The following is a 15,145-nucleotide window of genomic DNA, read 5'->3' as shown; positions in this document are numbered from 1 at the left end:
AAAAAAATTGAATAAAAGAATTTAAGAATAAGAGTGTCTCGTAGCTCAGCTGGTTAGAGTACTACACTGATAATGTAGGGGTCGACAGTTCGAGTCTGTCCGAGACAACTATTTACCTTAAATAAGGAAATTCTAGAGTTGAAAAGCAACAAAAATTAGTGCTAGTCACTAATTACTGTTCACTAGTCACTCATGAAATGGGGGATTAGCTCAGCTGGCTAGAGCGCCTGCCTTGCACGCAGGAGGTCAACGGTTCGACTCCGTTATTCTCCACGAATTTGGTCATAAAGTCCAAAGTCGATAGTCCAAAGTCCTAGACTTTAAGACATTTGACTTTACGATTTTAGACTAAATAAAGTTCATTGACATATTGAGATAAGAAAAATATTAAAAAGTAGAAAGCATTTTACTTGTTTATCATTAGGCAAGTAGAAAGAACGGCATTCTTAATTGAATGTTGGTACAATAAGCAAAATAAGGGCGTATGGGGGATGCCTTGGCTCTCAGAGGCGATGAAAGGCGTGATAAGCTGCGAAAAGTTACGGGGATTGGCACACACAATATGATCCGTAAATACCTGAATGGGGCAACCCACTAGATTGAAGATCTAGTACACCGATAGGTGGGCAAACCCGCTGAACTGAAACATCTAAGTAGGCGGAGGAGAAGAAAACAAAAGTGATTCCGTAAGTAGTGGCGAGCGAACGCGGATTAGCCCAAACCAATGTTGTTACGGCAATGTTGGGGTTGTAGGACCACGACATTTTATGTATGAAGAATTAGAATCTACTGGAAAGTAGAGCCATAGAAGGTGATAGCCCTGTATAAGTAATGAATATAATAGATAGTGGTATCCTGAGTAGGGCGGGACACGAGAAATCCTGTCTGAATTTGGCGGGACCATCCGCTAAGGCTAAATACTCCTGAGAGACCGATAGTGAACCAGTACCGTGAGGGAAAGGTGAAAAGAACCGTGAATAACGGAGTGAAATAGATCCTGAAACCATACGCTTACAAGCGGTCGGAGCCCTTTCGTGGGGTGACGGCGTGCCTTTTGCATAATGAGCCTACGAGTTAACGTTGCTGGCAAGGATAAGTGGTTAAGCCACGGATCCGTAGCGAAAGCGAGTCTGAATAGGGCGCTTTAGTCAGTAGTGTTAGACGCGAAACCGTGTGATCTACCCATGGGCAGGATGAAGCGCTGGTAACACAGTGTGGAGGTCCGAACCGGTTGACGTTGAAAAGTCTTCGGATGACCTGTGGGTAGGGGTGAAAGGCCAATCAAACTCGGAAATAGCTCGTACTCCCCGAAATGCATTTAGGTGCAGCGTTAGTTATAAAGTTATATAGAGGTAGAGCTACTGATTGGATGCGGGGGCTTCACCGCCTACCAATTCCTGACAAACTCCGAATGCTATATAATGTTCACTAACAGTGAGGGCTTGGGTGCTAAGGTCCAAGTCCGAGAGGGAAAGAACCCAGACCATCAGCTAAGGTCCCCAAATATATACTAAGTTGAAAGAACGCGGTTTGTCTGCATAGACAGCTAGGATGTTGGCTTGGAAGCAGCCATTCATTTAAAGAGTGCGTAACAGCTCACTAGTCGAGCGGACGAGCATGGATAATAATCGGGCATAAGTATATTACCGAAGCTATGGATTTACAATTTATTGTAAGTGGTAGGGGAGCATTCTATCAGGGTAGAAGGTGTGTTGTAAAGCATGCTGGACTGGATAGAAAAGAAAATGTAGGCATAAGTAACGATAATGCGGGCGAGAAACCCGCACACCGAAAGACTAAGGTTTCCACAGCTATGCTAATCAGCTGTGGGTTAGTCGGGACCTAAGGCGAACCCGAAAGGGACAGTCGATGGACAACGGGTTAATATTCCCGTACTACTGTTAACTGTGATGGGGTGACGGAGTGATGAAAGTGCCGCGAACTGACGGAATAGTTCGTTGAAGTACCTACCTATAAGGCCCGCAGGCAAATCCACGGGCTTTGGGGAAATACGATAGTACTCGGCGTCTTCGGACAAAGAGATAGTGCACCTAAGGGCTTCCAAGAAAAACCTCTAAACTTCAGGTTAATAGTACCCGTACCGCAAACCGACACAGGTAGTCGAGATGAGAATTCTAAGGTGCTCGAGAGATTCATGGCTAAGGAATTAGGCAAAATAGACCCGTAACTTCGGGAGAAGGGTCGCCAGCAGCAATGCTGGCCGCAGTGAAGAGGTCCAGGCGACTGTTTATCAAAAACACAGGGCTCTGCAAAATCGTAAGATGAAGTATAGGGCCTGACACCTGCCCGGTGCTGGAAGGTTAAGAGGAGATGTTATCTTCGGAGAAGCATTGAATTGAAGCCCCAGTAAACGGCGGCCGTAACTATAACGGTCCTAAGGTAGCGAAATTCCTTGTCGGGTAAGTTCCGACCTGCACGAATGGTGTAACGATCTGGACACTGTCTCAGCCATGAGCTCGGTGAAATTGTAGTAACGGTGAAGATGCCGTTTACCCGCAGTGGGACGAAAAGACCCTGTGCACCTTTACTATAGCTTAGTATTGACCTTGGATAAATGATGTGTAGGATAGGTTGGAGACTGTGAAGTGGCGTCGCTAGGCGTTGTGGAGTCATTGTTGAAATACAACCCTTTGTTTATCTGAGGCCTAACCCCGCGATTGCGGGGGACATTGCTTGGTGGGTAGTTTGACTGGGGTGGTCGCCTCCAAAAGAGTAACGGAGGCTTCTAAAGGTTCCCTCAGTACGCTTGGTAACCGTGCGAAGAGTGCAATGGCATAAGGGAGCTTGACTGAGAGACATACAGGTCGATCAGGTACGAAAGTAGAGCATAGTGATCCGGTGGTTCCGCATGGAAGGGCCATCGCTCAAAGGATAAAAGGTACGCCGGGGATAACAGGCTGATCTCCCCCAAGAGCTCATATCGACGGGGGGGTTTGGCACCTCGATGTCGGCTCGTCACATCCTGGGGCTGGAGAAGGTCCCAAGGGTTGGGCTGTTCGCCCATTAAAGTGGCACGCGAGCTGGGTTCAGAACGTCGTGAGACAGTTCGGTCTCTATCTACTGTGGGCGCAAGAAATTTGAATGGATCTGATTCTAGTACGAGAGGACCGAATTGGACTAACCTCTAGTGTATCTGTTGTCACGCCAGTGGCACCGCAGAGTAGCTACGTTGGGAAGGGATAAGCGCTGAAAGCATATAAGCGCGAAACCCACCATAAGATGAGATTTCTTTTAAGGATCGTGGGAGATGACCACGTTGATAGGCTATAGATGTAAAGGCAGTAATGTCATAGTCGAGTAGTACTAATAATCCGTAAGCTTATGTACACTTTTCCTGCGGGGTAACCCGCAGGGAGAAACTTTCTCCCTTCGACTTCGCTCAGGGCAAGTCAAGATTAATACTTTTTTCTTTATCTCAATGTGTTAAGATATTATGTAATGTTAATTAGCAAATAGCTAATTTACCCATTGCAAAACGACCTTAAGGTGGTTATTGCGGCGGGGCTCACCTCTTCCCATCCCGAACAGAGTAGTTAAGCCCGCCTGCGCAGATGGTACTGCAGTTATGTGGGAGAGTATGTCGTCGCCTTTCTTTTTAAAAACCCTGATTCAATCGAATCAGGGTTTTTTATTAATTTTTTATACAAAAATTAAGGTACCTTAGCTCAGATGGTAGAGCAATGGACTGAAAATCCATGTGTCCCTGGTTCGATCCCTGGAGGTACCACATCATGCTCGGATGGTGAAATTGGTAGACACGCTGGACTTAAAATCCAGTGAACAGCAATGTTCGTGCGGGTTCAAGTCCCGCTCTGAGTACTAGAAACTTCAATTAGTTAATTCTAATTGGAGTTTTTTTTTATCCCACTGTTAACGATGAAATTGTTCTTTTTAAAAAAGTAGTGTACCGTTTTCTCTTTATCGGAAATATGTAGTTGTTTTGTTTGATTCTCTTAGAGTTTTGCATAAGTTATTTTCGTGAAATTATTTTAAATGTTGACTTATAGATTTGGCGGTTATAGTATTAGAAATGCTTCAAGTTATGTAAAAAGATATTTACTCCTTCATTGGCTCTTTTTTATTACACTTTTATAGACAAATTTTGGCTTTTTATTCTGCTTTGGTAGGTTGCTGACCTTATTTTATGTGATGCTATGGATATCAAAAATTTGATTTGTTCCCCTCGATTTGTTGTATTGTGTAGTTTTTATCGTTGTATTAATTTAACGTTAAATGCATTTTCTTTTAAGATTTATTTAAGCTATGTTTCTATTTTCCCATATAATAATCCTTATTTTTGTATTCAAAAAATAATTTAAATGAAAAAACTTATTTTGTTTTTGGCAATAGCGATGTTGTCAAATTTACAAGCGCAAGAAAGACCTAAATTGGTCGTTGGTATCGTTGTGGATCAGATGAAAATGGAATATTTGTACCGATTTTCAAATGATTTTTCAAATGATGGTTTCAAAAGGTTATTGGGGAATGGATATACGTTTCAAAATATGCATTACAATTATATGCCAACGTATACTGCCCCAGGACATGCTTCTATTTATACAGGAACAACTCCATCAGTTCATGGAATTGTGAGTAATGAATGGTTTAGTAGAAAACTAGGTAAGGAAATGTACTGTACTGATGATGCAGATGTTACCACCATTGGAGATGGAACGAAGGATGAAGGTGAAATGTCTCCAAGAAACTTGTTAACGACTACAATTACTGACGAGTTAAGATTGGCTACTAATTTTCAAGGTAAAGTTATTGGCATTAGTTTGAAAGATAGAGGTGCTATTTTGCCTGCTGGTCACTTTGCTAATTGGGCTTTTTGGTATAGTAAGACAGGTGCTTTTATTTCTAGCTCTTTTTATGGTCAAAAATTACCTGATTGGGTTCAGAAATTCAATGACGAAAAGCATTATATGCCATACATTAATAAAGGATGGGACTTATTGAAGCCAAAAGCTACTTATAATGAAAGTTTGGAAGATAATAATCCGTATGAAGGAAAATTATACAATAGTGCTGCTCCTGTGTTTCCTTATGATTTGAAAGATATGTATGCAAAAAATGATGCTGGTGTCATACGATCTACGCCTTTTGGAAATAATCTTTTAGCTGAATTTGCTATGAAGGCAATCGAAAAAGAAGAATTAGGAAAAGACAATATAACCGATTTCCTTACAGTTAGTTTTTCTTCAACAGACTATGTAGGTCATTTATTAGGTCCTAGATCTATGGAATTGCAAGATACTTATTTAAGATTAGATCAAACCATAGCTGAGTTTTTGAATTATTTGGATAAAACGGTAGGTAAGGATAATTATTTGTTGTTTTTGACTGCCGATCACGCAGGGGCGGAAAATGTAAATTATTTGAAGGATAACAAGTACAATGTTAGCAGTATAAACCCAAAGGATATTCGAACTAATTTGAAGGATTTTAGTATGAAAACTTTTGGAGCTGATCTAGTTTTAAATTATTCGAGCTTTAATTTATTTTTCAATAAAGACATTATCAAAGCTAAAAACTTAGACTTAGCTGTAGTAAAAGCAAGTTTTAAGTCGTACTTGATGACTCAAGATTATGTTAAAAGAGTATACACTGAGGAAGAGGTATTGAACTCGACTGGTAATGATTATTATTTAAATTTTATTGCAAAGGGTTATGATGTTACTCAAAATGGTGATTTAATCATTTTGGATAAACCAGGGTATATTGAATATCAAGGTACCGGTACGTCACATGGTACGACTTATACCTATGACACTCATGTTCCAGCCATTTTTTACGGATGGCACATTAAAAAAGGAGAGTCTTATGCTAAAAAAGCAATAACAGAAATAGCGCCAACCATTGCTCAAAAAATTAGAGTAGCGCTTCCAAACGGTACTGAAGCTCAAGTTTTAGAGGAAATTTTGAAAGATTAATTATTTATAGGACGAAAAAAAAGGTGTATTTTAAAAATACACCTTTTTTGTTTTTATACTTGAGCAGTTGCAGGTAATGGAATTTGATTCTTCAACAAATCTTCAAAAGTTTCGTGGGCTCTAATTAAATGGCCTTGTCCGTTCATCCATAAAACCTCTGCTGGTTTGTATCTTGAGTTATAGTTCGAAGCCATTGAATAACAATAGGCTCCTGCATTTCTAAAACTTAAAATATCACCCTCTTTAATTTCCTGAATTCTGCGGTTATTAGCGAAAGTATCTGTTTCACATATATATCCAACTACGGAGTAGAATCGTTCCTTACCCTTAGGGTTTGAGATGTTATCAATATGGTGTTGCGAACCGTATAACATTGGGCGAATTAAGTGATTAAAACCGCTATCTACCCCAGCAAAAACTGTTGAAGTTGTTTGTTTAATAACGTTTACTTTCACTAAAAATGAACCCGCTTCGCTTACCAAAAATTTACCTGGTTCGAATATTAAGGTTAGGTCTTTACCGTACTCCACGCAAAAAGCATTAAATCTTTTAGATAGTTTTTTACCTAATTCTTCAATATCTGTTTCGATATCGTCTTTTTTGTAAGGTACTTTAAATCCGCTTCCGAAGTCTAGGAACTCTAAGTTTTTGAAGTTTCTTGCTGCATCAAATAATATTTCGGCTGCATACAAGAACACTTCAATATCAAGAATGTCAGATCCTGTGTGCATGTGGATACCCACAATATTCATTTTAGTGTTTTCAACAATACGTACAAGATGTGGTAGTTGGTGAATTGAAATTCCAAACTTACTATCAATGTGTCCTACAGATATATTAGTATTTCCTCCCGCCATAACGTGTGGGTTGATGCGTATACATACAGGAACATGAGGATGTTTTGTTCCAAATTGTTCTAGTATCGAAAGGTTGTCGATATTGATTTGAACTCCCATTGCATGTACCTCTTCAATTTCTTCAAGTGATACACCATTAGGTGTATAAAATATTTTTTCTGGATCATATCCTGCGTGCAATCCTAATTGGACTTCTTGAATAGATACGGTATCTAGTCCTGAACCCATTTCTTTTAGTAACTGTAGTATTGCCACATTTGACAATGCTTTCATTGCATAATTAATACGCAACTTTTCCACCTTAGAAAATGCTTTTGTTAATCGGTTGTACTGCGATTCTATTTTATCGGCGTCATAAACATATAATGGACTGCCAAATTGTTCTGCTAATTGTAGAAGGTCTTTTGATTGCATTGTATTTAATTTTAAGCAAATTTATCATTCTTCAGTTGTATTCACAAGTTAAATGGGTATATCTAACAAAATATAACAATAAGTTACAAATTAAACATTAGGTATGGTTTAAGTCTTGTTTTCGGGTGAGGGATGGCAGCGTATAGCCCACAGTCCCGTTTTTTAGGGACGAGGACTTGCAGCGAACAGCCCGACCATACAAGAACGCTAGTGGCTGTATGGGCACCTCCAAAAACCAAAAATGACTGTTTACTAGTTTAGTTGAACAGTCATTTTTATTTTATAGACTAGGTAAGTCACCAGTGCCTTTGGTTGGTAAATTGGTCGATCCCATTAAATAAAGGTCAACGGCTCGTGCGGCTTCTCTTCCTTCAGAAATTGCCCAAACTATTAGTGATTGTCCGCGTCGCATATCACCAGCAGTGAATATATGAGGTACATTTGTTTGGTAATTTGTTGCCTTATAGTTACTTCTTGGATCGAGCTCAAGTCCTAATTGATCGCTTAGCGTTTTCTCTGGTCCCGTAAATCCTAGTGCTAATAAGGCTAGGTCACAAGGCCATATTTTTTCGGATCCTTCTTTTTCTACTAATTCTGGTCGGTTTCCTGCTGTCATTTTCCAAGCTACCTCTACTGTTTTTAGACCTACTAATTCTCCTTTATCGTTGGCGATAAATTCTTTGGTATTGATTAGCCAGTTTCGTTCGCATCCCTCTTCGTGTGATGAAGATGTTTTTAATTGCAAAGGCCAATAGGGCCAAGGCGTACTATCGCTACGTCCTACAGGTGGCTTAGGCATTATCTCGAAATTGGTAACTGATTTAGCACCGTGACGATTGGATGTTCCGATACAATCTGAACCTGTGTCACCACCTCCAATAACGATTACATCCTTGCCGGTAGCTTTTATTTGATCAGCTATAGTTTCTCCATATAATACTTTCGTTTGCTGACTTAAGAAATCCATTGCTTGAACTACGCCTTTAGTTTCTATTCCTTTTGTAGGCAAGCTTCTTCTTTCTGTAGAACCACCGCATAGCACAACAGAATCAAATTGATTGAGTTCTTCAACAGTGTAGTTTACACCAACGTTCACATTAGTTTTAAAAACAATTCCTTCGGCTTCTAGGATGGCTACACGCCTGTCGATGATTCCTTTTTCTAATTTAAAATTTGGAATTCCGTATCGTAACAATCCACCAATAGCATTGTCTCTTTCAAAAACGGTAACCGTATGTCCTGCTCGGTTTAGTTGTTGTGCAGCCGCTAATCCTGCTGGTCCTGAGCCAATAACTGCCACTGTTTTACCCGTGCGTTGCACAGGAGGTTGTGGTTTAATCCATCCTTCAGCAAAACCTCTTTCGATTATATTTTTTTCAATATTTTCGATAGCTACAGGTTCTTTTATGATTCCCAATACACATGATTTCTCACAAGGTGCAGGGCATAAGCGACCAGTGAACTCAGGAAAGTTATTGGTAGATTGCAAAATGGCTAATGCATTCTCCCATTCCTCCTGATGCACCATATCATTGAAATCAGGAATCAGATTCCCCAATGGACAGGAGCTATGGCAAAACGGAATTCCGCAATCCATACATCTCGATCCTTGTTCTTTAATTTCGTCTTTTGCTAAAGGAATGGTAAACTCATTATAGTTTGAAACCCTTTCCTGAACTGCTATATTATCTTCGTTTATTCTATCGTATTCTTTAAATCCACCTATCTTTCCCATAACTATGCTATTAGTTCTTCAATTTTCTTTTCTTCTGCTAATCGTTGCAATGCGATTTTATAATCTCTTGGCATTACTTTAATGAAATGCTTTTGCTGATTATTCCAGTCTTCCAAAACGCGTTTTGCTAATGGGCTATTGGTATACATCGAATGATTTTTAATCAATCGTCTAAGATGTGTGATGTCTTCTGAATCTAATGTTTCTAAGTCCACCATTTCCATATTGCAAAGTCGGTTTTCAAATTGTTTCTTTTCGTCAAAAACATAGGCAATTCCTCCGCTCATTCCAGCGGCAAAGTTTCTACCTGTTTTTCCAAGAACCACTACTGTTCCGCCCGTCATGTATTCACATCCATGATCTCCAATTCCTTCTACAACAGCTGTGGCACCTGAATTACGGACACAAAAACGTTCACCAGCTATTCCATTAATGTACGCTTCACCAGTGATGGCGCCATACAATGCCACGTTACCAATGATAATGTTATCTTCGGGTTTAAAGGTAGCAGTAGGAGGTACCTTAATAATTAGTTTTCCTCCAGAAAGACCTTTTCCTAAGTAATCATTACAGTTTCCGTGGATTTTGAACGAAAGACCATTGGTCGCAAAAGCACCAAAACTTTGTCCTGCAGAACCTTCGAAATCGACCAGAATAGTGTCCTCAGGTAATCCTTGCGCTCCATAAATTTTAGAGATCTCGTTACTTAAAATAGCACCTACAGATCGATCAGTGTTCTTAATTTTGAAGGTTACTCTCGTTTTTTCTTTTCTGTAGATGGACGGTATAGCTTCTTTAATAATTTGGAAGTCAAGAACATTTTCTAGTCCGTGATCTTGAGTGGTTGTATTGTGATTAGGTACCGTTTTAGCTTTTTCTGGTTTGTATAAAATCGTTGATAAATCTAAACCGCTAGCTTTGTAATGCTTTATCGCTTTATTGACATTTAGTTTTTGCGATTGACCTACCATTTCTTTCAAAGTTCTAAAACCTAACGAAGCCATGATTTCTCTTAGTTCTTCGGCAATGAAATACATGAAATTAATGATGTGCTCCGGTGTTCCTTTAAAGTTTTTTCTTAATTCAGGATCTTGAGTTGCAATACCCACTGGGCAAGTATTCAAATGACAAGCACGCATCATGATACAACCGGAAGCAACCAAAGGTGCAGTAGCAAAACCAAATTCTTCTGCTCCAAGCAAGGCAGCAATTGCTACGTCTCGACCTGTTTTTAACTGGCCATCACATTCTAAAACAACGCGACTCCTAAGGTCATTTAAAATTAAGGTTTGTTGTGCTTCAGCAAGACCAAGTTCCCAAGGAATACCCGTATGTTGCAAAGAAGTTAAAGGTGCAGCACCTGTACCTCCATCGAATCCAGATATTAAAATCACATCGGCTTTTGCTTTGGCAACACCTGCGGCGATGGTTCCTACACCAACTTCAGAAACTAGCTTTACGTTTACACGAGCTTCGCGATTGGCGTTTTTTAGGTCGAATATTAGTTGAGATAAATCTTCAATAGAGTAAATATCGTGATGTGGTGGTGGTGAAATTAGACCAACGTAGGGCGTTGAATTTCTTACTTCGGCAATCCATGGCACTACTTTTTCTCCAGGAAGTTGCCCTCCTTCACCTGGCTTAGCGCCTTGTGCCATTTTTATTTGAATCTCTTTGGCACTAGTTAAATAATTAATTGAAACACCAAATCGGCCAGAAGCCACTTGCTTGATAGCACTATTTTTGGAGTCTCCATTGACTTCTTTTTGAAAACGTCTTGGATCTTCTCCTCCTTCACCAGAATTACTTTTACCACCAATTCGGTTCATGGCTATGGCAAGGTTTTCATGAGCTTCTTGACTGATGGAACCGTACGACATGGCACCCGTTTTGAATTTCTTTACGATTTCTGTCCAAGGTTCTACTTCATCAATTGAAATTGGATCCAAGTTATTGAACTCAAAAAGCCCTCTAATTGTCATCAATTTTTCACTTTGGTCATTGACCATATTAGAGTACTCTTTATAACTTTCAGGACTATTCAAGCGAACTGCTTGTTGTAACTTAGCTATAGTTGTTGGGTTGAACATATGTTTTTCACCTGTTCGTCTCCATCTGTAAATACCTCCAATTTCAAGGGATAGTAAACTAGCTACCTTAGAATTTGGAAATGCTTTTTGATACCTCTTTTTGATTTCCTTTTCAACTTCAGTTAAGCCTATTCCTTCAATTCGAGAAGGAGTGTATGGGAAGTATTTAGTCGTAAATGTTTTGTTTAATCCTAAAATCTCAAAAATCTGAGCCGCTCTGTACGAGTGTAGCGTCGAGATTCCAATTTTATTCATAATCTTTAATATTCCTTTTGCAATTGCTTTGTTGTAATTAGCAATGGCATAGTCAGGATCAATATTAGTGATGTGTCCCGTCGAGACTTGTTCTCTAATGATTTCGTTTACCAAATAGGGGTTGATAGCACTTGCTCCGTATCCGAAAAGTAGAGCAAAATGATGCGGCTCGCGGGGTTCAGCAGATTCAATTATGATTCCGAATTTAGATCGAACCCTTAAAATGTTTAAAGAGTGGTGAATGTACGAACACGCTAGCAACATAGGAATTGGAGCCATCTTGTCGCTCACACCTCTGTCTGAAAGTATGATGATATTGTGTCCTTCAGAAACCGCTTTAAAGGTAGCTTGCACACATTGTTCCAAAGCTCTTTCTAAACCGTTTACACCTTTATCAATCTTGTAAAGCGTTGATATTGTTGCTGCTTTAAAGTCAGGATGATCAATATTGCGTATTTTATCTAAATCTTCTTTAGAGATAACTGGATTTTGAATTTTTAGCTTTTTACATTGCTTAGATTCTATCTCAAAAATATTGAAGTCACCACCAATTGCAAGACTAATATCAGTGATGATTTCTTCACGAATACCATCTAACGGCGGGTTGGTAACTTGCGCAAATAATTGTTTGAAGTAGTTATACAATAGCTGTGGTTGATCTGATAAAATAGCTAATGGAGTGTCATTCCCCATGGAACTAATCGCCTCAGCACCTTTTGCTCCCATTGGGGTAATGATCGTTTTAAGATCTTCGATGGTATAACCAAAAAGGCGTAATCTAGTTTCGTAATCTAGGTTTTCAGTAGGTGTAGTATTATTGGTATACGGAATTTTAGCTAATTGTAATAAGTTCTCGTTTAACCATTGTCTGTAAGGGCGTTTGGTTACAATAGCATTTTTAATTTCGTCATCTTCAATAATACGACCTTCATTCATATCTACTAAGAACATTTTTCCTGGCTCCAAACGACCGTGCTGAATTACATCTACTGGATCTACATCGAGCACTCCAATCTCTGAAGACATGATTACAAATCCGCTTTTTGTCAAAGTATAACGGGAAGGACGCAAACCATTTCTATCTAATAATGCTCCAATAACATTACCATCAGTAAAAGGAATCGAAGCGGGTCCGTCCCAAGGTTCCATAATGCAAGAATTAAACTCATAGAAAGCTTTCTTGTCATCTGACATGGTTTGGTGCTTTTCCCAAGCCTCAGGAACCACCATCATCATGGCTTCGGGTAAAGATCTTCCTGTCATTAATAGTAGTTCGATAACCATATCCATCGACGCTGAATCTGATTTTCCTTCTAAAATAATTGGAAATAATTTTTTAATATCGTCACCAAATACGTCGCTTTGCATTAACTCTTCACGAGCACGCATTCTGCTTATATTCCCACGCAAGGTGTTAATTTCTCCATTGTGACACATGTATCTAAACGGCTGTGCTAATTCCCAAGACGGAAATGTATTGGTAGAAAAACGCTGATGTACTAGTGCAAGCCTAGTCACTAAATCAGTATCGGTTAAGTCAGTGTAATATCTACTGATGTCTTCCGGCATCAATAATCCTTTATATATTATGGTTGTTGTAGAAAGGCTTGAAAAATAAAAACGATGGCTTTCGGATATTTTAGAATTGATAATGGCATGTTCTCCTATTTTACGGGCCGCGAATAATTTAGCATTAAATTGTTGCTCTGTCAATTCTAAACCATTTTTACCAATGAAAACTTGCTTTACTGTAGGCTCTTTTTCTGCCGCAATTTGTCCCAAATTAGAAATATCAACAGGTACATCTCTCCATCCTAAAACTTTTAGGTTTTGGTCACTTACCGCTTTTTCAAAACTGAGGATACAAAAATCTGTTTGGTTTTTTTTCTTTGGCATAAAAACCATACCGACAGCATATTCTCGAACTTCGGGAATTTCGAAATCGCATACTTTTTTAAAGAAGTCATGCGGAATATCAAAAAGTATCCCTGCACCATCTCCTGTTCGTCCGTCTGCACTTACGGCACCACGATGTTCTAATTTTATTAAAATATCTAATGCTTTATGAATAATGTCATTAGATTTAATTCCGTTTAAATTACAAATGAATCCTGCGCCACAATTGTCATGTTCAAATTCTGGCAAATAAAGGCCTTGTTCTTCTACTTTCATGCTATTGTTTTTTTTATACAAAAATAAAGATTTCGTTATGTATAATGCATCAAAAACAGACTAAACACTAAATTTTTACGGTAATATGATATTTTTAGTAAATAAATGATAATACTGTTGTGGATGCGCTAGTGAATTGTCGATTTACTAATTTGAGCTTTATAATAGTAGTGTAACGGAATAACAGCAAGGCAGTCGATTGTTATATTAATCAAGTTTACATCGTTTTCGTTGTTTTTTATTCTAATCTTGATTGGAATTGTTAAATCCGCTTTTTGTGTTTTCAACTTGTTTGGTTTCATTGTTTATATTTTAGAATTTTAAATAGATAAAACATTTCTCAGTTTAGATGAATTTTGTTATTTTTGCGGTACTTATATTCTGAAATAACTTCAGGATTCAGACAAATTCTATATTATGAACATACACGAATATCAAGGAAAAGAGATTTTAGCTAGCTACGGAGTTCGCATTCAACGTGGAATCGTTGCTAATAACGCGGTTGAAGCTGTTGCTGCTGCAAAACAATTAACTACTGAAACGGGAACGAGTTGGTATGTTGTAAAAGCCCAAGTTCATGCAGGTGGACGTGGAAAAGGTGGAGGAGTAAAATTGGCCAAAAACTTGCAACAAGTTGAAGAGATTTCTGAGCAAATTATTGGGATGCAATTAGTTACGCCTCAAACATCTGCTGAAGGTAAAAAAGTACGTAAAGTGCTAATCGCTGAGGATGTTTACTATCCTGGGGAATCTGAAACTTCTGAATTTTATGTTTCTGTTTTATTAAATAGAGCTAGTGGTCGCAATATGATTATGTATTCTACTGAAGGTGGAATGGATATCGAAGAAGTTGCTGAGCACACTCCTGAATTAATTTTTACTGAAGAGGTAGATCCTTCTGTTGGACTTCAAGGTTTTCAAGCAAGAAGAATTGCTTTTAACTTAGGTCTTTCTGGAAATGCTTTTAAAGAAATGGTGAAATTCATCGATTCTCTATACAATGCTTACGTTGGATCTGATGCTTCAATGTTTGAAATTAACCCAGTATTAAAAACATCTGATAATAAAATTTTAGCTGTTGATGCTAAAGTTAATATTGACGATAATGCTTTATACAGACAAAAAGCATACGCTGAAATGCGCGATGTTTTAGAAGAAAACCCAATTGAAGTTGAGGCTAAAGAAGTAGGATTGAACTACGTTGATCTTGATGGAACAGTTGGATGTATGGTTAACGGAGCTGGTTTAGCAATGGCAACTATGGATTTAATTAAGTATGCTGGTTTTGAGCCTGCTAACTTTCTTGACGTAGGAGGAACTGCTGATGCAAAACGTGTTGAAACTGCGTTTCGTATTATCTTAAAAGATCCTAATGTAAAAGCAATTTTGATTAATATCTTTGGTGGTATCGTTCGTTGTGACCGTGTGGCTCAAGGAGTTGTTGATGCTTACAAAAATATGGGTGATGCTATTAAAGTGCCAATCATTGTTCGTTTACAAGGTACTAACGCAGCAATTGCAAAAGAATTAATCGATAATTCAGGAATGCCAATTTTATCTGCTGTTGAATTTCAAGAAGCAGCTGACCAAGTAAAAGCAGCACTTTCTTAATTTAAGAGCTATTTATATATTAAAAAATCCTGAGTGTGAGCTCAGGATTTTTTTATG

The 15,145-nt window shown here is 38.6% G+C and carries 6 protein-coding genes, 4 tRNA genes and 2 rRNA genes; 8 read left to right on the top strand and 4 right to left on the bottom strand.

The features are described from left to right. Window positions 1-34 precede the first annotated feature (34 nt). The 7 genes from ACZ2G0_RS15620 to pafA all read left to right on the top strand — a co-directional run bounded on the left by ACZ2G0_RS15620 (window position 35) and on the right by pafA (window position 5,954). A tRNA-Ile gene (locus ACZ2G0_RS15620) sits at window positions 35-108 on the top strand. A gap of 91 nt (window positions 109-199) precedes the next feature. Further along, window positions 200-273, top strand: a tRNA-Ala gene (locus ACZ2G0_RS15615). A gap of 190 nt (window positions 274-463) precedes the next feature. Then, window positions 464-3,348, top strand: a 23S ribosomal RNA gene (locus ACZ2G0_RS15610). Window positions 3,349-3,503: 155 nt separating this feature from the next. Next, window positions 3,504-3,613: ribosomal RNA gene (gene rrf, locus ACZ2G0_RS15605) — 5S ribosomal RNA — on the top strand. Between the two features lie 62 nt (window positions 3,614-3,675). After that, window positions 3,676-3,748 (top strand) — tRNA-Phe (locus tag ACZ2G0_RS15600). Between the two features lie 6 nt (window positions 3,749-3,754). Beyond that, window positions 3,755-3,840: transfer RNA gene (locus ACZ2G0_RS15595), tRNA-Leu, on the top strand. A 500-nt stretch (window positions 3,841-4,340) separates the two neighbouring features. Further along, on the top strand, window positions 4,341-5,954 hold the full coding sequence (gene pafA, locus ACZ2G0_RS15590) for an alkaline phosphatase PafA (RefSeq protein ID WP_470308416.1): 1,614 nt from the start codon (window positions 4,341-4,343) through the stop codon (window positions 5,952-5,954). Between the two features lie 53 nt (window positions 5,955-6,007). Here the strand turns inward: pafA and lysA are convergent, their stop codons facing one another. From lysA to ACZ2G0_RS15570, 4 genes are all read right to left on the bottom strand, one after another. After that, window positions 6,008-7,225, bottom strand: coding sequence for a diaminopimelate decarboxylase (lysA, locus tag ACZ2G0_RS15585; RefSeq protein ID WP_470308415.1), 1,218 nt, complete (start codon window positions 7,223-7,225; stop codon window positions 6,008-6,010). Between the two features lie 280 nt (window positions 7,226-7,505). Further along, window positions 7,506-8,960: a glutamate synthase subunit beta gene (locus ACZ2G0_RS15580; protein ID WP_470308414.1), complete on the bottom strand. Its 1,455-nt coding sequence runs from the start codon at window positions 8,958-8,960 to the stop codon at window positions 7,506-7,508. Window positions 8,961-8,962: 2 nt separating this feature from the next. Continuing rightward, complete coding sequence (gene gltB, locus ACZ2G0_RS15575; RefSeq protein ID WP_470308413.1) at window positions 8,963-13,477, bottom strand: glutamate synthase large subunit; 4,515 nt, start codon at window positions 13,475-13,477, stop codon at window positions 8,963-8,965. A 128-nt stretch (window positions 13,478-13,605) separates the two neighbouring features. Further along, window positions 13,606-13,779: a hypothetical protein gene (locus ACZ2G0_RS15570; RefSeq protein ID WP_470308412.1), complete on the bottom strand. Its 174-nt coding sequence runs from the start codon at window positions 13,777-13,779 to the stop codon at window positions 13,606-13,608. Window positions 13,780-13,894: 115 nt separating this feature from the next. Here ACZ2G0_RS15570 and sucC point away from each other — a divergent pair, with 115 nt between their 5' ends. Next, the gene (sucC, locus tag ACZ2G0_RS15565; protein WP_470308411.1) at window positions 13,895-15,088 is read left to right on the top strand and encodes an ADP-forming succinate--CoA ligase subunit beta; all 1,194 of its coding nucleotides are present in this window, start codon (window positions 13,895-13,897) and stop codon (window positions 15,086-15,088) included. Window positions 15,089-15,145: the final 57 nt, after the last annotated feature.

The sequence above is a fragment of the Flavobacterium sp. KKT103 genome (genome assembly GCF_055640565.1).
Note: the sequence above shows the minus strand (reverse complement) of the source record. Positions and strands in the feature narration are given on the sequence as shown.